18 protein-coding genes are annotated in these 17600 nt (G+C 68.2%); 12 read left to right on the top strand and 6 right to left on the bottom strand.

Annotated features, from left to right (window positions below; genetic code table 11):
- The gene (locus MOQ72_RS30270) at positions 1-1497 is read right to left on the bottom strand and encodes a sodium:solute symporter family protein (protein WP_242189157.1); all 1497 of its coding nucleotides are present in this window, start codon (positions 1495-1497) and stop codon (positions 1-3) included.
- Between the two features lie 150 nt (positions 1498-1647).
- On the opposite strand from MOQ72_RS30270, the gene MOQ72_RS30275 reads away from it, so the two are divergent.
- The gene (locus tag MOQ72_RS30275) at positions 1648-2442 is read left to right on the top strand and encodes an NAD-dependent epimerase/dehydratase family protein (protein ID WP_277954898.1); all 795 of its coding nucleotides are present in this window, start codon (positions 1648-1650) and stop codon (positions 2440-2442) included.
- A gap of 114 nt (positions 2443-2556) precedes the next feature.
- Positions 2557-3360 (top strand): IclR family transcriptional regulator, encoded by an 804-nt coding sequence (locus tag MOQ72_RS30280; protein WP_242189158.1) that lies wholly within the window; start codon positions 2557-2559, stop codon positions 3358-3360.
- Between the two features lie 3 nt (positions 3361-3363).
- On the opposite strand, the gene MOQ72_RS30285 is transcribed toward MOQ72_RS30280, so the two are convergent.
- Complete coding sequence (locus tag MOQ72_RS30285; RefSeq protein ID WP_242189159.1) at positions 3364-4884, bottom strand: CocE/NonD family hydrolase; 1521 nt, start codon at positions 4882-4884, stop codon at positions 3364-3366.
- A 239-nt stretch (positions 4885-5123) separates the two neighbouring features.
- On the opposite strand from MOQ72_RS30285, the gene MOQ72_RS30290 reads away from it, so the two are divergent.
- Positions 5124-5888 (top strand): SDR family NAD(P)-dependent oxidoreductase, encoded by a 765-nt coding sequence (locus MOQ72_RS30290; RefSeq protein ID WP_242189160.1) that lies wholly within the window; start codon positions 5124-5126, stop codon positions 5886-5888.
- A gap of 62 nt (positions 5889-5950) precedes the next feature.
- Here MOQ72_RS30290 and MOQ72_RS30295 read toward each other — a convergent pair whose 3' ends face one another.
- The 3 genes from MOQ72_RS30295 to MOQ72_RS30305 all read right to left on the bottom strand — a co-directional run bounded on the left by MOQ72_RS30295 (position 5951) and on the right by MOQ72_RS30305 (position 8405).
- On the bottom strand, positions 5951-6283 hold the full coding sequence (locus MOQ72_RS30295) for a LapA family protein (RefSeq protein ID WP_242189161.1): 333 nt from the start codon (positions 6281-6283) through the stop codon (positions 5951-5953).
- 117 nt (positions 6284-6400) lie between these two features.
- Positions 6401-7189: a sugar phosphate isomerase/epimerase family protein gene (locus MOQ72_RS30300; RefSeq protein WP_242189162.1), complete on the bottom strand. Its 789-nt coding sequence runs from the start codon at positions 7187-7189 to the stop codon at positions 6401-6403.
- 79 nt (positions 7190-7268) lie between these two features.
- Entirely contained in the window at positions 7269-8405 is a 1137-nt protein-coding gene (locus tag MOQ72_RS30305; protein ID WP_242189163.1) for a Gfo/Idh/MocA family protein, read from the bottom strand.
- Between the two features lie 160 nt (positions 8406-8565).
- Between MOQ72_RS30305 and MOQ72_RS30310 the strand changes: the two genes are divergently transcribed.
- The 6 genes from MOQ72_RS30310 (at position 8566) to MOQ72_RS30335 (ending at position 14952) form a co-directional block, all read left to right on the top strand.
- Positions 8566-9789: an ROK family transcriptional regulator gene (locus MOQ72_RS30310; protein WP_242189164.1), complete on the top strand. Its 1224-nt coding sequence runs from the start codon at positions 8566-8568 to the stop codon at positions 9787-9789.
- A gap of 200 nt (positions 9790-9989) precedes the next feature.
- Positions 9990-11276 carry an ABC transporter substrate-binding protein gene (locus MOQ72_RS30315; protein WP_242189165.1) on the top strand — a complete coding sequence of 429 codons (1287 nt, stop codon included), beginning with the start codon at positions 9990-9992 and terminating at the stop codon, positions 11274-11276.
- A 5-nt stretch (positions 11277-11281) separates the two neighbouring features.
- Positions 11282-12202 (top strand): carbohydrate ABC transporter permease, encoded by a 921-nt coding sequence (locus MOQ72_RS30320; protein WP_242189166.1) that lies wholly within the window; start codon positions 11282-11284, stop codon positions 12200-12202.
- On the top strand, positions 12202-13092 hold the full coding sequence (locus MOQ72_RS30325; RefSeq protein WP_372495583.1) for a carbohydrate ABC transporter permease: 891 nt from the start codon (positions 12202-12204) through the stop codon (positions 13090-13092). The genes MOQ72_RS30320 and MOQ72_RS30325 overlap by 1 nt, the downstream gene beginning before the upstream one ends.
- Before the next feature lie 31 nt (positions 13093-13123).
- Positions 13124-14209: a Gfo/Idh/MocA family protein gene (locus tag MOQ72_RS30330; protein WP_242189167.1), complete on the top strand. Its 1086-nt coding sequence runs from the start codon at positions 13124-13126 to the stop codon at positions 14207-14209.
- Entirely contained in the window at positions 14206-14952 is a 747-nt protein-coding gene (locus MOQ72_RS30335) for a ThuA domain-containing protein (protein ID WP_242189168.1), read from the top strand. Before MOQ72_RS30330 ends, MOQ72_RS30335 begins: the two co-directional genes overlap by 4 nt.
- A gap of 71 nt (positions 14953-15023) precedes the next feature.
- Here the strand turns inward: MOQ72_RS30335 and MOQ72_RS30340 are convergent, their stop codons facing one another.
- Positions 15024-16046, bottom strand: coding sequence for a PQQ-dependent sugar dehydrogenase (locus tag MOQ72_RS30340; protein WP_242189169.1), 1023 nt, complete (start codon positions 16044-16046; stop codon positions 15024-15026).
- A 228-nt stretch (positions 16047-16274) separates the two neighbouring features.
- Here MOQ72_RS30340 and MOQ72_RS30345 point away from each other — a divergent pair, with 228 nt between their 5' ends.
- The 3 genes from MOQ72_RS30345 (at position 16275) to MOQ72_RS30355 (ending at position 17567) form a co-directional block, all read left to right on the top strand.
- Entirely contained in the window at positions 16275-16874 is a 600-nt protein-coding gene (locus tag MOQ72_RS30345) for an RraA family protein (RefSeq protein WP_242189170.1), read from the top strand.
- Between the two features lie 112 nt (positions 16875-16986).
- Complete coding sequence (locus MOQ72_RS30350; protein WP_242189171.1) at positions 16987-17217, top strand: hypothetical protein; 231 nt, start codon at positions 16987-16989, stop codon at positions 17215-17217.
- 68 nt (positions 17218-17285) lie between these two features.
- Positions 17286-17567, top strand: coding sequence for a metal-sensitive transcriptional regulator (locus tag MOQ72_RS30355; protein WP_242189172.1), 282 nt, complete (start codon positions 17286-17288; stop codon positions 17565-17567).
- Positions 17568-17600 lie beyond the last annotated feature (33 nt).

Below are 17600 nucleotides of genomic sequence, written 5' to 3' on the forward strand. Positions count from 1 at the left end.
TCAACCCCTGCTCGTCACCGGCGCGGCTGCCTCCGCCTCGCGGTCCAGCAGTTCGAGCATCTCGTCGATCTGCTGGGTGCGCTCCGAGGCGACCAGACCCAACCCGACGTAGAGCACCAGCGACACCAGGATCGGCGTGGCGACCGTCGCGGTCTGGTTGGCATCGAGGCCGTAGTAGAGCACGCCGTAGGTGAGCAGCCCACCGGCCCACGAGACGATCGCCGCCCGCGATCCGCACCGCCGGAACCACGGCAGCATGCCCAGCAGCAACGGCACCGAGATCGGCCCCATCAGCGCGGCCACCCAGGAGACCACGATGGACAGCACGCCACCGAGGTGCTGCGCCTGGGTGGCCACGATCATGCTCAGCGTGATGAAGCTGAAGGTGGCGATGCGACCGGTGCGCAGCCGCTGGAACTCGGTGAAGTCGCGGGCTTTCCGCCACAGCACCGGCAGCATGTCGCGGGTGATCACCGACGAGATCGCGTTGGCGTCCGAGGCGACCATGGCCATGGTGTGCGAGAACATCCCGGCCAGCACCAGCCCGATCATGCCCGGCGGCAGCAGTTGCTGGGTCATCGCCGCGTACGACGTGGTCGGATCCTCCAGCCCCGGCACGAACAGCGGCGCGGCGAACATCGGGAACATCAGCACCAGCGGCCAGAACAGGTACAGCGCGGCGGAGAGCACCGCACCGCGCCGAGCGGCGTGCGAGTTGGGCGCGGCCATGTAGCGCTGCGCGAGGTTCCACATCCCGCCGTTGTACTCAAGCGTCTTGACCAGCACGTACACCAGCAGGAACACCGTGGTGTACTCGCCGGTGACCGGCGAGGTGTGCCCTTCGGGCAGCCGGTCCCAGAGCGTCCACAGCGCGGAGATGCCGCCGAGTTGGGCCAGCACCGCCCAGATCATCACGATCCCGGCCGCCGCCTGGATGACGAACTGCCCGAAGTCGGTCAGCGCATCGGCCCACAACCCGCCAGCGGTGCAGTACAACAACGTGACGGTGCCGGTGATGATGATGCCCCACAGCAGCGGCAGTCCGGCGAAGGAGTTGAGCAGCACGGCCACCGCGAACCACTTGGCAGCGACGTCGAAGACCTTCAGCGAGGAGCCGCTCCAGGCCAACACCTGCTGGGCGGGGATGTTGTAGCGGCGGGCCAGGAACTCCAGCGGCGAGGCCACTCCGAAGCGAGCTCGCAACCGGTTCCAGCGCGCGGCGAACAGCCACGACCCGATCGCCACGCCGATGCCGATGCTGGCGAATCCCCAGAAGTACACCGTGACGCCGTCGGTGTAGGCGACACCGGCGTAGGCCACGAACAGCACCGCGCTGTAGCCGGACATGTGGTGCGAGATCCCGGCCAGCCACCAGGGCATCCGGCCGCCAGCGATGAAGAAGTCCTTGTCGGTCTTGACCCTCCGGTGCGACCACCAGCCGATGACCAGCATCAAACCGAAATAACCGCACACCATTGTCCAGTCGAGTGCATGCACTGGCCCGACCCTCTCGCGTTCATATTCTTGAACGGAACATGGATTTGTGAATAAATTCGACTGTCCGAAACCTGCCGGAGGACGCTAGTATGATCGCGATCACGTGTCAACCGGCGTATGGGTGTGCCCGGAGCGGAAAGGAAGAACACCTTGCAGCAACGCATCCTGATCACCGGGGCGGCGGGTGGCGTCGGCACCTTGATGCGGCCCAGGCTGCGGCGCGAGGGGCGCGTCCTGCGGCTGCTCGACCGCGTCCCACCACCTCCGGCCGAGCCGGGCGAGGCGGTCGAGACGATCACCGCGGACCTGACCGATCCCGCCGCGATGGCCGAGGCTTGTGAAGGCGTCGACGCGGTCATCCACCTGGGCGGTCACAGCCGGGAGAACTCCTGGGAAGAAACCCTTTCGGTCAACGTGGACGGCACGCACACCGTGCTGGAGGCGGTCCGGCAAGCCGGGGTGCGCCGGGTGATCCTGGCCTCCAGCAACCACGCCGTCGGTTTCCACCCGATCGACGCGGCGGGGCCGAACGGCCTGCCCGCGGACCTGCCCACCCGGCCGGACACCTACTACGGCGTGAGCAAGGCCGCCATCGAGGCACTGGGCAGCCTGTACCACTCCCGGTTCGGCATCGACGTCATCTGCATCCGGATCGGCTCCCTCTTCGAGCGCCCGTCGGACGTGCGCGGCCTGTCGCTGTGGCTGTCCCCCGACGACGGGGCCCGCCTCTTCGAGGCATGCCTGAGCCATCCGTCGCCGGGCTACCGGGTCATCTGGGGCGTGTCGGCCAACACCCGCCGACTCTGCTCCCTGGCCGAGGCCGAAGACCTCGGCTACCAACCCCAGGACGACGCGGAGAAGTTCGCCGCCGAAGTCGCCGACGGCGTGCCATCCCGCTACTTGGGCGGCCCGTTCACCACCGCACTGCTCGGCGAACCGAACTGACCGCCAGCTCCTCGAACGTCGTCTCGATCGCGCACTGAGTTCAGATATGCGAACACCACGCGTCGCTGGTTAGGATCGTGGCACCACGCGTGGCGTCCTGAAGGAGGAACCCAGATGGCGCGGTCGGCAGACCTCTCCAACGCCAACAGCGGTCCCGAGGCCGCCGGGGTGAAGTCCGCCCGCCGCGCGATCGACCTGGTCGAGACCTTCGCCGCGCACACCTCCTGGCTGTCGCTGGCCGACCTGCACGCCCGGACCGGGTTCCCGCGCTCCAGCCTGCACGGGCTGCTGCGCACCCTGCTGGACGCGGGTTGGCTGGAGGCCGATTCCAGCAACACGCGCTACCGGCTCGGGGTCCGCGCCCTGATCTGCGGCACCGCCTACCTGGACCGCGACCCGGCGATCCGGTTCGCCACCGAGGCGTTGGAAGAACTCCGGGAGAAGACCGGCTTCACCACGCACTACGCCCGGCTGGTCGGCAACCAGGTCATCTACCTGGAAACCCGCGAATCGGACAACTCGACGTACCTGTCGTCGAAGATCGGGCGAACGCTGCCCGCCCACGCCACCGCGCTGGGCAAGGCGCTGCTGGCCGAACTGACCCGCGAGGAGGTGGCCGAACTGCTGCCCGGTCCGCTGTCCGCGCTCACCCCGAACACGCTGGTGTCGCTGGAGAAGATCCACGAGGCGTGCGCGACGATCCGGGAGCGCGGCTACGCCGCCGAGATCGAGGAAGGCACGCTGGGCATCCGCTGCGTGGCCGCCGTGGTGCCCTACCGCATCCCCGGCACCGACGCGATCAGCTGCTCCATGCCGATCGAGCAGACCACCGACGCGAAGGCCAGGAAGGCGGGCGAACTGCTCACCGAGGTCACCGCCGAACTGGCCCACCGCCTGCGCCGGGAAGGCATCCGCTGAGGCTCATTCCACCGGTATCTCCACTGTGGATGGTGCGGATGCGGTGGAGTCGAAGACCAGGTTCGATCCGAGCGAGCTTCGACCCTGGTAGCGCGGATCGACGGTGTCCACGACCAGTCCGATCCGGTGGCCCGCCGGTACCTGCCACAACGTCGGTTCCAGACCCAGGTCGAGTTCGACGGGACGACCTGGCGCCGCGTCGCGGACGGTGAACGGCTTGTACGTGATCAGGCTCGCGGCGCCGGAGGGGTCGACGTCGCAGAGATAAGCGAACACCGAGGTGTCCGGGCTGCTCGGGGTGATCGTCGTCCGCAGCCGCGCGGCGCCGTTGACCGTCACCGCTGTGCGGTACGGCTGGCTCGTCCAGACACCGGCGGCACGCCGATCCACCAGCGGCAGCAGCACACCGGTCGGGACGTTGAAACCCTGCAGCGTTCCGTTGACCATGACCGCACCGCTGTCGGCCACCGTGGGCACCCCCGCGGCGATCTCCCGGCTCCACTCCACCGGCGCACTGCCCATCGACCCGTCGGCCTGGAGGTACCGGGTGTCCACAGTGGTCATCGGGAGATCCGGGTAGCCGCGCCACGTGCCGCCGTTGACGGGCTTGAGCTGCACCGGGGACTCGACGTCGATGCCGTTGTCCACACCTCGCAGGTAGCGGTCGAACCAGCGGGCGGTCGATTCCCAGATGTCGTTGGGCATTCCAGCGGCGCCGAACAGCTCCGGCGTGGCGTGGTCACCAGGCGAGAACATCAACCGCTTGGGGCCGCGCAAACCCCGGTACAGGTCGACCATCTGCCGCGGCGGGAACAGCGAGTCCTCCCAGGCGTTGGCGATCAGCACCGCGGTTCCGTTGCCGTTGAGCTCGTCGACGTGCGTCAACGGCGAACGCACCGGCGCCATGCCGAGGCCGTCCTCCGCGTGCCCGGCTCGATAGGCCCGTTCCAGCTCGCGGAGATCGTCACCGAACCTGCCGGTGAGGTGGCCGCTGGCCAGCAGCAGCTCCGCACCCTGGGAACTCACCGTGCGGTTTGGGTACAGCGATGCCACCAGATCGGCCCAACCGCTCATCGCCGAGACGGCCCGGACCCGCGGATCCGCCGCAGCGGTGAGCACGCTGATCCCCGCGCCGTATGAAACGCCTGCCATTCCAACGCGTTCCGGATCGCTCGCGGTGTTCTCCAGCGCCCAGTCGATCACCGCCGAAGCATCCGCCACGTCCGCTGGCCCGGCGACCTCGACCTCGCCCCCGGAGCCGTGGAACCCCCGCGCGGTGTAGCTGACGACGACGTAGCCGGACTGGTAGGCCAGTTTCGCGGCGGCGCCCACGTACTCCTCGCTGGACATCGACCAACTGGCGGGCATCACCAGGACCGGGAACGGGCCGTTACCGCGCGGCTCGACCACCTTGGCGTCCAGCGGCACACCGTCGGCGCCGGGAATGGTCTGCGAGCGGACCGTGCAGCCGGGTTCGGCCTGGGCGGATGCCGCCAGCAGGAACACCAGCAGGACTGCGGTCACTACGGCAAGCGAACGGCGCACGGCGACTCCCGATCTCCCGTTGATCCGGAGCCCGCATTCAACCACTACCTACTCGCGAGTAGCAAGACTGGTCGTGAGTGGAAACGGTCGTTCTAGCGACCATTTCCACGCACGACCAACTCGACGACCGAATACCGCCAGACTCGATCGCCGTTCGTCGCCAGTATCGAACCCGGCCCGGCAACGGCCGGTCCGATACTCGGCTGATCGAGGAAGAGATGGACACGACGCGTTTCCAGTCCAAAGTGGTCGTGGTGACCGGAGCGACCTCCGGCATCGGCGAGGCGGTGTGCCAACGACTGGCCGCCGAAGGCGCGGCAGTGGTGCTCGGCGCCCGCAGCAAGGATGTCGGCGAGCAGTTGGCCGCCGACATCCGCGCGAGCGGCGGTCGGGCATTGTTCGTGCCCACCGACGTCACGGTGGAAAGCGACGTCGCGGCGTTGGTCCGCGCGGCGGTGGACGAGTACGGGCGGCTGGACGGCGCGTTCAACAACGCGGGTGCTGTCAACGCATTCGGCCCCGTGCAGGACATCGACGACACCGGCTGGCGCGCGGACGTCGAACTCAACCTGAGCAGCGTGTTCTACGGGCTGAAGTACGAGGTCCCAGCGATCATCGCCACCGGTGGTGGCGCGATCCTCAACAACGCCTCGAACCTGGGCGTGGTCGGAATGGGCGGTGTTTCGCCCTACGTCGCGGCAAAGCACGGTGTCGTCGGCCTGACCAAGGCGGTCGCGTTGGAGACCGCGAAGCAAGGCATCCGCGTCAACGCGATCGCCGCCGGGGCGGTGAACACCCCGGCATTCCGCACCACCATGGGCGCGACCCCGGAAGGCGTGGCGCAGATCGTCGGCCTGCACCCGATGGGTCGAGTCTCGGGCCCGGAAGAAATCGCAGCGTTCGCGGCATTCCTGCTCAGCGAGGAGGCGAGCTTCATCACCGGCGCCAACCTGTCGATCGACGGCGGCTTCACCGCGCAGTGACGCACCTGGTGCGGTTTCGCTTGAAGCGGTGCTGTGGTCGGCAGCCACCGACCACAGCACCGTCATTCCGGCTTGCGCAACCGAGGCCCGGCGGAGCGCCGGAGTTGCAGAATCCGCGCCGTGCCAACGAGTGCGACCAGCAGAGCACCGGCGAGCACGGCGAAGAGCATCGCCACGCCCAACGGCAGGTTGCCCGCGGTCCACAGGAAGCGCACGGTCACGCTCTCGGCGTTCTGCACGACGAAGACCAGCAGGAACACCAGCACGATCACCGCGACGACGACCGAGACCCAGATCCCGCCGGTCCGCGTCCGCGCCACCTGCCGAGCTCGCTCGCGCTTCGGTCCGTGCCCATTCCCGGCTCCCCCGGCCCCGCGCGCCCCATCCTCAACCATGGGGATCATCATCGACGCCAAACCGCCCGAAACGGCACACGCACGCCGACCCCCTCCCCCTGTCGTGTAGTCGTGAGTGCCGAAGCGCGTTGGAGCGTGCTTCGGCACTCACGACCTTCAGGCCCAGCGGGAATGGCCCTCGTTCACCAGGGTGTTGGCGTTGGTGGCCAGCAGGTCGAACGGGTCCAGTTCGGTGCTGTCGATTTCGGCTACGTGCCAACGGATCCCCGTGGTGCCGCGCAGGGCCTCGGCGTTGTTGACCTTGCCGGTGCCGAGCGGGGTTTGCGCAGCGCCCGGTTCGGCCGGGCCGTCTTTGAGGTGCACCGCGACCGTTCTGGCTCCCAAGGTCGTCAGGACTTGGGCCGGGTCGGCACCCGCCGCGACCGCCCAGTAGACGTCGAGCTCCGCCAGCAGATCGTCGCTGGTGCGAGCCCAGAAGCGGTCGTACCCGGTGCTGCCGTCGGGCAGTTCGGCCCATTCGAACCAGTGGTTGTGGTAGCCGAGGCGCAGCTCAACGGACACCTCTCGGGCCGCCGAGCCGAGCGCGTCGGCGAAGGCGTCGACCTGTCCCGGATCCGCGAAGGTGCCTTCGCCGAAACCGGCGACCAGCCGCGGATGCGGGACGAACGCCGTGTCGGCGCCGATGATCGCGCACTCCTCGGCGAGTTCCGCCACGTCGTTCGGCAGCCCGGCGTGCACCGCCGAGACCGACAGACCCGCCGCGTCGAGACCGGCGCGCAGCGACCGGGCCGCGGCGAGGCGGTCCGCGAGCGGCTTGTCCGGGGAGCCGAGCCCGAACGGTTCGACGTAGCGGAATCCGATCTCGGCCAACCGGTCGAGGGTGCCGTTGCGGTCCACGGCGAGCTGCTCGCGGACGCTGTAGAGCTGGACGGAAAGCGTGGCCAAAGCGAACTCCCGAGGTCAGGCGACGATCAACGTGCGGATGGTGCGATGCGCGGGACGTGGAGCATTCCCAGCCGCATCATCACACCTTCGTCCAGGAACGGTTGTGCGCGGAGCGGAGGACTGCGTCGACCAGCCGCGCGGAGCGCAGCCCGTCGTCGAAGGTGGGCAGCCCCTCCGGGCTGCCGCCGTCGATCGCGGCGTAGGCGTCCGCGACGAACGCTTCGAAGCACTGCGCATATCCCTGCGCGTGCCCTGCGGGCAGCGTCGAAAGCCGACGCTGTTCCGGCGAGCCGTGTTCGGGATCGCGGACCAGGATCCGGTTGCCGTCGGTCCCGCCGAGCCAGATCCGTTCCGGGTTCTCCTGGTCGAACACCGCGCTGCCGAGCGTTCCGTCCAATTCGAACCACAGCCGGTTCTTCCGGCCCGCGGCGACCTGCGAGATCGTGGCCGTGCCGAGCACTCCCCCGGCCGTCCGCAGCAGCAACGCGGCTGAATCCTCGGTGCGCACCTCGACCCGGTCGCCGGAAACCGCCGCCGGACCGGTGAAACTCGGTCCCGCGGTTGCAGGTCGGGTCGGCACCGCGATGGACAGCTCGGCCAGCACGTCGGTGAACTCCTCGCCGGAGACCCACTGGACGAGGTCGCACCAGTGCGAACCGATATCGGCGAACGCCCGCGACGGCCCGCCCAGTCCGGGGTCGACCCGCCAGCTCGACGCATCCGGCGACAACATCCAGTCCTGCAGGTAACTGCCGTGCAGCAGGTTCCAGTCCCCGAACTCCCCCGCCTGCCGCCGGGCTCGGATCTCCCGCACCACCGGGTGGTAGCGGTAGACGAACGGAACCGCGGCGACCCGGCCGCTTCCCGCTGCGGCGACGGCCATCCGCTCGGCCTCGGCCAGCGAAACACCCAGCGGCTTCTCGCAGATCACGTGCTTGCCCGCGCGCAGGGCGGCCTCAGCGAACGGCGCGTGGGTGGCGTTCGGGGTGCAGACGTGCACGACATCGACGCGCTCGTCGGCCAGCACTTCGGCTAGGTCCTGGTAGGCACGCACGCTCCATCCGCTGGCCACCTGACGCGACCGCTGCGGGGATGACGCCAGGACGCCGACCAGGTCGGCGCCCGCGAGGATCGCAGCGCGCCGATGCACCTCGCCGATCATCCCGGCGCCCAGGATCGCCACACCCCGTCCGGACGGTGCGCGTTCAGGGCCCACCAAGAGCCTCCTTCGGTTGGATCAGTTGACAGCTACGGGTGTCTCACGCCCGATTTACGTCGCGGTCAAAGCTAGATCGCTGGGTTTTAGGTCGGCAAGAGCTATGATTTATTTTCTTTTCGGTCAATAATCGACGGATATTCGAGCAGGAGCAACGACGATGGGGTGGGAACCGGTCCGGTTGGCAGTGCCGAGGACGTCCGGACGGGCCGACGGCAACCTGGTGCACAGCGGCCTGGCTCGACTGATCGCCTCGGGAGCAGCGGAAAGCCGCGTCGAGTTGGTGCGCGCCACCGGCCTCGCCCGGTCCACGGTCAACAGCCACCTCGACGCGTTGATCGCGGCCGGAGTGGTCGGCGACCGCGGCCCGACGGGCAACGGCGGTCGCGGGCGGCCCGCGAACCGGCTGGCCATCGCGCCCCGCGCCGGGGTCGTGCTGGCCGCCGACGTCGGCGTGCACAGCACCCGGCTCGCAGTCGCCGATCTGGGCCAGAACGTGCTCGCCGAACGGCAGGTAGCGCTCGATCTGGCCATCGGCCCGCAGCGTTCGCTGGACGTCCTCACCGAACACCTGCGCGACCTGCTGACCGGCTCCCAAGTAGCGCGAACCGAGGTGAAAGCCCTCGTAATGGGCTTGCCCGGACCGGTGGATCCGCGGATGGGCATGCCGGTGCGCCCGCCGATCATGCCCGGCTGGGACGGTTTCCCGGTCGGCGACACGATGGCCGAGCGGTTCGGCTGCACCGCTTCGGTGGACAACGACGTCAACCTGATGGCCCTCGGCGAAGCACGTGCGCTACCGGCCAGCGAATCACCCCTGCTGTTCCTCAAAATCGGCACCGGCATCGGCGGTGGCGTCGTGTTGGCCAGCGGCGAACTGCACCGCGGTTCCGACGGGGCGGCTGGCGACATCGGCCACATCCGGGTGCCCGGCGCGGACGACGTGATCTGCCAGTGCGGCAACGTCGGCTGCGTCGAGGCGGTCGCGTCGGCCGACGCGGTGATCAGAGCCCTGCGCACCGAACAAGCCGGGCCGCGGAACATCGAGGACCTCGCGCGGCTGCTGCGCGACGGCGATGCCATCGCGGTGCGCCGGGTCCGGTCCGCTGCCGCCACCATCGGCGAGGTGGTGGCCATGCTGGTGCACTTCTACAACCCGAAGCGAATCGTCCTCGGTGGACTCATCACCGCCGCCGGTGACGACATGCTCGCTGGGATCCGCAGCGCCGTCTACCGCCGGGCGCTGCCGCTGGCGACACGGCACTTGTCGCTGGCCAACAGCACATTAGGACGCTCGGCGGGACTCGCTGGCGCGGCGGTCGCCGCGATCGAGGAAGTGCTGTCCCCGGACGGGATCCACGACCTGATGAACGAGATGTCTTGACACGCCACAGGCGCGCCACTAACCATGTGAGCCGTCTCACGCCGCAGTTCTGAGAACCTGTTCCTGGACCCACTTCGCGTGGGTGGCCAAGCGGCTCCGCCGCTTCAAGAACAGGTTCTCAACGGAATCCCGGGAACGCCCGCCTCGCCGCGCGATCTCGATGCCATCCACCGAAGAACCGCGAAGCGGAGATGACCACGATGCAGTTGAGAAGCGCCACCTCCCGAGCAGTCGCCGCCACTGCCGCCGTGCTCGCGCTGGCGAGTTGCGCGGGCGGACCGGCCGAAGGCCCGGTCGCCGAACAGGCACCCGAAGGCAAGGTCGTCGAACCCGGTGCCGCGCAGGGCGCCAGCGGCGAGGTGACCGTCTGCGGCATCCGGGACACCGGAGTGTTCAAAACGCTCACCGATTCCTTCAACGCACGCGGAACCGGCGTCACCGCGCGCTACGTCGAACTCGGCCAGGACACCGACGCCGCTCGCGCACAAGCCATCCAACGCCTCGAAGGCGGCTCGGCCGAGTGCGACATCTACCTGATGGACGTCACGTGGGTCAGCGAGTGGGCGGCGCAGGGCTGGGTGCAGGACCAGACCAAGGTGGTCGAGCAGCACAAGGCCGATTTCATCCCGGCCACCCTCGAAACCGCGCGGTACGCGCAGCGGTACTGGGCCACGCCCTTCTACACCAACGCGGGTCTGCTGTTCTACCGCAACGACCGGGTCCAGCCGCCGACCACCTGGAAGCAGGTGTACGAGCAGGCCGCTCGCGATCCGCGCAACCAGGTCGAGATACAGGCCAAGCAGTACGAGGGCCTGACCGTGAACTTCCTCGAAATGCTCTACTCGGCGGGCGGCTCGGTGCTGGACGAGCACGGCAACGTCACGATCGACTCACCGCAGACCCGAGCGGTGCTCAACTTCATGGCCGAGGGCGTGAAATCCGGTGCGGTCGATCGCGCCGGGCTGACCTACAACGAAGATGGTTCCCGGCGCGCCTACGAATCCGGTGTCGCTGGCCAGCACCGCAACTGGCCCAGCGCGTACAAGCTCATCCAGCAGACCGACGCCGGTCCGAGCACGGCCGTGGCACCGCTGCCCGCGTTCGACGAAGCCAGCAAACCCGCTGCGGTGCTGGGCGGTTGGAACTTCGGGATCGCCACGGCATCCGACAACCCCGGCGCGGCGGTAGCGTTCATCGACTACGCCAGCAGCGCGGAGTTCCAGAAGACGATAACCCTCAAGCACGCCCAGGCGCCGGTGGTGGCGGCCATCTACGACGATCCCGAGGTGCAGGCAGCGATCCCGTTCATCACGCAGCTCAAGCAGTCGGTGCTCAGCGCCAAGCCACGCCCGAAGTCGCCGGTGTACGCGCAGATCTCGAAGGCGATCTACAGCAACGTCTACCCGGTGATCGCCGGGGAGGCCGACGTGGCGACCGCGGTGCCGAAGATGGCCGCCGACATCAAGGCCGCCCAGGAGACCTTCTGACCGCCATGAGCACTTGGACGAAACCGAAGCGGCAACGGGTCGACTTCCAGCAGCGGCGCACCGCGGTGTGGATGGTCACCCCCGCGCTCGTCGCGATGTTCCTGGTGGCGGCGGTGCCGATCGGCTACGCCGGTTGGCTTTCGCTGAACGTATACAGCCTGCGCCAGGCGGGTCTGTCGAAGTTCGTCGGGCTGAGCAACTACTGGGCGGCGCTGACCTCGTCGGCCTGGTGGCAGGCGTTCGGTCAGACGTTCTTCTTCGCCTTCGTCTCGGTGGCCCTGGAAGTGGTCCTCGGGATCGCGATGGCGCTGCTGCTCAACATGGCCTTCCGCGGCCGGGGTCTGCTGCGCTCCACCCTGCTGATCCCCTACGCGGTGCTCACCGTGGTCAGCGCCATCACCTGGCAGGCGATGTTCGAGTCCAACCTCGGCCTGGTGACCGCGATCCTGCGGGCGCTGGGGCTGCCCGGCGGCGATCTGGTGTGGCTCGCCGAGCCGGGCTACGCGATGGCGGTGCTCATCGTCGCGGACGTGTGGAAGACGGCGCCGTTCGTCGCGCTGCTCGTGCTGGCCGGACTCCAGGTCATCCCCGCCGACGTGTACGAGGCGGCGGACCTCGACGGGGCCAGCCGGTGGCAAACGTTCTGGCAGGTCACGTTGCCGCTGTTGCGGCCCGCGATCGCGCTCGCGGCCATCTTCCGGCTGCTGGACGCACTGCGGATCTTCGACCTGCCGTTCGTGCTCACCAAAGGGGCCAACGGCACGCAGACCATGTCCATGCTCGCCTACCAGGAACTGCGCGAGGGCAGGCTGATCGGGCAGGGCTCGGCGCTGTCCATCCTGACCTTCTGCACGGTCATGCTGGTGTCGTTGGTCTACATCCGGTTCGCGGGCGGCAACATTCGCGACGTCGCGAGGGAGCACTGATGTCGACGACCATCGAGATCGCGAAGCCCGTCCCGCCGCGGGTGCCGACGGTGCGCGGACGAAGAGACCGCAACCGGCTGCGGCCGGTGACGTTGATCTTCGTCGTGCTGGTCATGCTGGGCTCGCTGGTGCCCTTCTACTGGCTGATCAACACATCGCTGAAGACCGGCGGCGATCTGTCCGCCGGGTCGCTCTACCCCACCAACCCCTCGGCGCAGAACTACCTGGAAGTCATCCGCAACGGCAATTTCCTCACCGCGCTGGGGAATTCGGTGCTGGTCGGGGTCATCACGACCAGCCTCGCGCTGCTGTTCGCGTCGTTGGCCGCCTACGCGCTGGCACGGCTCAAGCTCCGCCGGAAGGGGCTGATCCTCAGCCTCGTGCTATCGGTCACCACGTTCCCGGTGATCGCCATCGCCGCGCCGATCTTCACGATCTGGAGCGACATCGGCCTCTACGACACGTTGGCCGGGCTCATCATCCCCAAGCTCACCTTCGCGCTGCCGATGGCGATCTTCGTGCTCACCTCGTTCTTCCGCGAAATCCCCTTCGAACTGGAGGAATCCGCGCTGATCGACGGTGCGACCCCGTTCCAGGCATTCCGCAAGATCATCCTGCCGCTGGCGGTGCCCGGCATCGCCACCACCGCGATCCTGGTGTTCATCTCGGTGTGGAACGAGTTCCTGCTGGCCGTCACGCTCACCTCCACCCCGGCGGCCCGGACCGTGCCGGTGGCCATCGCGTTCTTCTCCGGCAGCAACGAGTTCGAGCAGCCGATCGGCACCATCAGCGCGGCATCGGTGCTGGTCACCATCCCGCTGCTGATCGTGGTGCTGATCTTCCAGAAGCGCATCGTGGCCGGTCTGACCGCCGGTGCGATCAAAGGCTGAACACACCTGTCACAGTCGAAGGAGCCCGTTCATGAGTGACCCAACGCTTCGGGTCGGTGTCGTCGGCGTCGGTTGGGCTGGCCAGCAGCACCTCGCCGCCCACCACGCGCTGCCGAACGTCGAGATCGTGGCCATCGCCGGTAAGGAACCCGACCTGCTCAGCTCGCTCGGCGCGCAGTACGGCGCGCCGATGTTGTTCGACAGCTGGGAAAAGCTCGTCGAGGTGCCAGAACTGGACGCGGTCAGCATCGCCGTCCCCACCTTCCTGCACGCCCCGATCGCCATCGCCGCCCTGAAGCGCGGCTTGCACGTGCTGAGCGAGAAACCGCTGGCGCGCAACGCCGTCGAGGGCCAGCAGATGGTGGACACGGCGCGCGCCGCCGGTCGAGTGCTCGACGTCGTGTTCAACCACCGGCTGCGCGGCGACATCCAGACCCTCGCCGAGATCATCCGCCGGGGCGAGGTGGGGCGGCCGTACTACGCGAAGGCGTCCTGGCTGCGGCGGCGCGGAATCCCGAGTCTGGGCAGCTGGTTCACCAACCAGGAGATGTCCGGGGGCGGCCCGTTGGCCGACATCGGCGTGCACGTGCTCGACTACGCGCTCTTCCTGCTCGGCGAGCCGCGCGCGATTTCGGTCAGCGCGGTCACCTACGCCGAGCTCGGGCACCGCAACATCGGTGAGATGAAGTGGAGCGCCAAGAGCAGCGCCGACTCGAAGTTCGAGGTGGAGGACTTCGCGGCAGCCTTCATCCGGTTGGAAGGCGGTGGCACGCTGGTGCTGGAGACGTCGTGGGCGGCGTTCCGGGATCCGACCGACCTGATCGATTTCAGCCTCCTGGGCACCGAAGGCGGCGCCGAGCTCAGGGCCGTCGGCGCGACGAAATGCCCGGTCGCCGACTTGCGCGTCTACAAGGACACCGACGGTGAGATAGCGGACTACTCGCCGACGGCGGAGCCGGGCCGAGCGCACGCCGGGGTGGTCGAGAACTTCGTCCGCGTGCTGCGCACCCCGCAGGAGTGGGCGGCGAACGACGGCTCCCTCGCCCTGAAACGGGCTCGCGTGATCGACGCCTGCTACCAATCCGCCAACGAGAAGAGGGAGATCACGGTCGAATGAGCCAGTCGCTGCGGATCACGGTGTGGAACGAGGGTGTCCACGAGTCCACGAAGGACCCTGCCGGGATGGCCGCGTACTACCCGGACGGCATCCACGGTGCCATCGCCGCCGGAATCGGCGGTCAGCTGCCGGATGCGACCGTTCGTACCGCACTGCTCAGCGATCCGGAGCACGGACTGGGCGAGGCCGTGCTGGCGGAGACCGACGTGCTGCTGTGGTGGGGCCACAAGGCGCACCGCCAGGTCGACGACGACGTGGTCGACCGGGTGCAGCGGCACGTGCTCGGCGGGATGGGACTGCTGGTGCTGCACTCCGGGCACTTCTCGAAGATCTTCACCCGGCTGCTGGGCACCACCTGCTCGCTGAGCTGGCGCAACGCCGCCGAACGGGAAGTGCTGTGGACCGTTGCCCCGACGCACCCGATCGCCGAGGGGGTGCCCAACCCGCTGGTGATCCCCGAACAGGAGACCTACGGCGAGTTCTTCGACATCCCAACGCCGGACGAACTCGTCTTCATCAGCTCGTTCACCGGCGGCGAGGTGTTCCGCTCCGGAGTGACGTTCCACCGCGGCCAGGGCCGCATCTTCTACTTCAGCCCAGGCGACGAACGCTACCCGGTCTACAACCAGCCGGAGATCCACCGGATCCTCGCCAACGGCATCCGCTGGGCCGCACAACCCGATCTACCCCGCGCGGCACCAACCGTCTCCAACCCACCCCGCAACTGGTTCGACCCGGAGTGACGCGAGTGAAGGGCACCTTCGACCGGCATAGTCGGTCAAAGGTGCCCTTCACTCTTCACCCGGTCGCGTGCTCAGAACGTGACGCTGAGGATGCGGTCATCATCGGGGACGGGAACGCCGTTGTTGTCGCGGTTGGACGTGGTGACCCACAGGGTGCCGTCGGGTGCTGGGAGGACGGTGCGCAACCGGCCGAACTCGCCCTGGAACAACGCCGTCGGCTGCCCCAGCGTGCCGTCGTCGTTCAGCGGGATCTGCCACAGCCGCTGGCCGCGCAGCGCCGCGACGTAAACCGCACCCTGGTGGATCGCCAGGCCGCTGGGCGACGCCTCCGCGGTCGGCCAGGTGACCAGCGGGTCCACGAACTGGTCGTTGCCGCACTGGCCCTCGCACACCGGCCAACCGTAGTTCTTGCCAGCATCGATCCGGTTGACCTCGTCCCAGGTGTTCTGCCCCAACTCCGCGGAGAACAACCGACCCGCGCCGTCCCAGGCCAGGCCCTGCGGGTTGCGGTGACCCATCGAGTAGACCAGCGAATCCCCGAACGGATTGCCCGGTGCTGGGGCGCCGTCCGGGGTCATCCGGAGGATCTTGCCGTTGAGCGAGTTCACGTCCTGCGAACTGTCCGGGTCCTGCGCGTCACCGGTGGTGGCGTAGAGCATGCCGTCCGGACCGAAGGCCAGTCGACCGCCGTTGTGGTACTGGTTCTTCCGGATGCCGGTCAGGATCGGTTGCGGGGCCTCACCTAGGCGCAGCTTGGCGATCCGGTTGTCCTCGGCGGTGCTGTAGAAGATGAACACCGTCTGGTCGGACTCGAAGTTCGGCGACGCGGCGAGCCCCATCAGGCCGCCTTCGCCGTCGGTGGGTTGCGAGTCCTCGATCCGCTGCACCTCGGTGACCTGCCCGTCTTTCCACGACATGATCTGCCCGGTGTCGCGCTGGGTGAACAACGCCGAGGAATCCGGCAGGAACGTCAGGCCCCAGGGGATCTCCAGCCCGGTGGCGACCGGCGTCGCCTCGGCCGCCGAAGCGGTCAGGGGGAACACCAGCGTCAGTGCTGCGGCACAGGCGACGATCGCACTGGTGCGACGGATCATCGCAGCCTCCTTCCATCGCGGACGCCGACGACGGCGGCGTGGGTGGTGGTGAGGCGGCGGATCACCACGAATGATCCAAACACGGCAAAACCACCCTCCGTACCGCCGCCAGGACGCATCGAACGCCGACGTTCAGGGCCCATCCCGGCGAATCCGGCCACCCAGCACGACCCGGCGCGCAACATGATCATGTGCGTGGTCGCATTCCGGCGTTGGAGGGGAATTCCGTTGGACAACACCGACATCCTGGTTCATCGACTAGCGAAGCTGCCCGTCGCCAACATCTCCGATGCGATGGAGCGCCTCAACGTGTGCGACTCGGGTATTCGCACGACGTGGCCGGGCGCGGTGCTCGTCGGCCGAGCCCGCACCGTGCTGACGCGATCAGGTGACAACCTCTGGGTGCACCACGCGGTCGCGGCGATCCAACCCGGCGAGGTGCTGGCGGTCGCTGGTGGTGGCGACGTCTCCCGAGCCCTGGTCGGCGAACTCGTCGCCGGTCGCGCCAAGGCCCGCGGTTGCGCGGGAATCGTGATCGACGGCGCGGTCCGCGACGTGCCCGCGTTCCAGCGGCTCGACATCCCGGTCTTCGCCCGCGCCGTGACCCCGGCGGGCCCGTACAAGTTCGGCCCCGGCTACCTGGACCGCCCGATAGCGGTCGGCGGAGTGGTGGTCGCCCCCGGCGACTACCTGGTCGGCGACGCGGACGGCGTCGCGGTGGTGGCCGCGGACCAAGCAGCGGAAGTCGCAGCGGCGGCAGAGCGCCAGTCGGCCAAGGAAGAACTCGAACGAACCCGAATAGCCCAATCCCTAGCCGAACCCAACTGACCGAGTACGGCCGCCTCCCTCATCGAGATCGATATCGCTGGTCGCGGCGTCGGTCTATGGACTCAAACACCTACACTGCGGAGGTGAACGTCTGTGGGAGGGTGGTTCGGGAGTGATCAACAGGAGTCGGCTCACCGTTTTGTTGGTGCGCACGTCGCTGTTCTTCGTGGCCGCCCTCGTCCTGGGCGTCGTCTACGGCTGGCCGTGGTTCGCGGTCGTCGCCGCGGCGCTGACCGGTGGCGCCGCGCTCGTGCAACTCGGCGGGGTCCTGTGGCTGCGGCGCGCCGAGCAGCGGCATCCGGAGTCGGCGAAAGAGCAGGTCACACCGGGCGGGTTCTTGTGAGCGGGGTTTGCCGAAATTACCCCCCTAGGGTATAAAGGCGGGTAGCGCGGAGCACTCGGGAGGATTCGATGCACGGCTACACGCACAACAAGGACGACTACGCCAAGCGACTGCGCCGGATCGAGGGTCAGGTGCGTGGCTTGGCGCGGATGATCGACAACGACGAGTACTGCATCGACGTGCTCACCCAGGTCTCGGCCACCACCAAGGCGCTGCAGGCCGTCGCCCTCGGTCTGCTCGACGAGCACCTCAAGCACTGCGTGTCCGAGGCGCTAGTGGAGGGCGGCGGGCAGGCCGACGAGAAGATCCGCGAGGCCAGCGACGCGATCGCGCGCCTGGTCAAGTCCTGACAGGCGGATCGATCCGGTCTCAGTAAGGTGGAG

The sequence above is a fragment of the Saccharopolyspora soli genome (genome assembly GCF_022678645.1).
Classification (GTDB): Bacteria; Actinomycetota; Actinomycetes; order Mycobacteriales; family Pseudonocardiaceae; genus Saccharopolyspora; species Saccharopolyspora soli.

What these genes read in the sequence shown, in the direction of transcription:
- MOQ72_RS30310 (WP_242189164.1), top strand. Translation starts at nt 8,566, where the DNA reads ATGGGGTGGGAACCGGTCCGGTTGGCAGTGCCGAGGACGTCCGGACGG.
- MOQ72_RS30315 (WP_242189165.1), top strand. Translation starts at nt 9,990, where the DNA reads ATGCAGTTGAGAAGCGCCACCTCCCGAGCAGTCGCCGCCACTGCCGCC.
- MOQ72_RS30295 (WP_242189161.1), bottom strand. Translation starts at nt 6,283, where the DNA reads ATGGTTGAGGATGGGGCGCGCGGGGCCGGGGGAGCCGGGAATGGGCAC.
- MOQ72_RS30335 (WP_242189168.1), top strand. Translation starts at nt 14,206, where the DNA reads ATGAGCCAGTCGCTGCGGATCACGGTGTGGAACGAGGGTGTCCACGAG.
- MOQ72_RS30290 (WP_242189160.1), top strand. Translation starts at nt 5,124, where the DNA reads ATGGACACGACGCGTTTCCAGTCCAAAGTGGTCGTGGTGACCGGAGCG.
- MOQ72_RS30320 (WP_242189166.1), top strand. Translation starts at nt 11,282, where the DNA reads ATGAGCACTTGGACGAAACCGAAGCGGCAACGGGTCGACTTCCAGCAG.
- MOQ72_RS30355 (WP_242189172.1), top strand. Translation starts at nt 17,286, where the DNA reads ATGCACGGCTACACGCACAACAAGGACGACTACGCCAAGCGACTGCGC.
- MOQ72_RS30325 (WP_372495583.1), top strand. Translation starts at nt 12,202, where the DNA reads ATGTCGACGACCATCGAGATCGCGAAGCCCGTCCCGCCGCGGGTGCCG.
- MOQ72_RS30340 (WP_242189169.1), bottom strand. Translation starts at nt 16,046, where the DNA reads ATGATCCGTCGCACCAGTGCGATCGTCGCCTGTGCCGCAGCACTGACG.
- MOQ72_RS30280 (WP_242189158.1), top strand. Translation starts at nt 2,557, where the DNA reads ATGGCGCGGTCGGCAGACCTCTCCAACGCCAACAGCGGTCCCGAGGCC.
- MOQ72_RS30330 (WP_242189167.1), top strand. Translation starts at nt 13,124, where the DNA reads ATGAGTGACCCAACGCTTCGGGTCGGTGTCGTCGGCGTCGGTTGGGCT.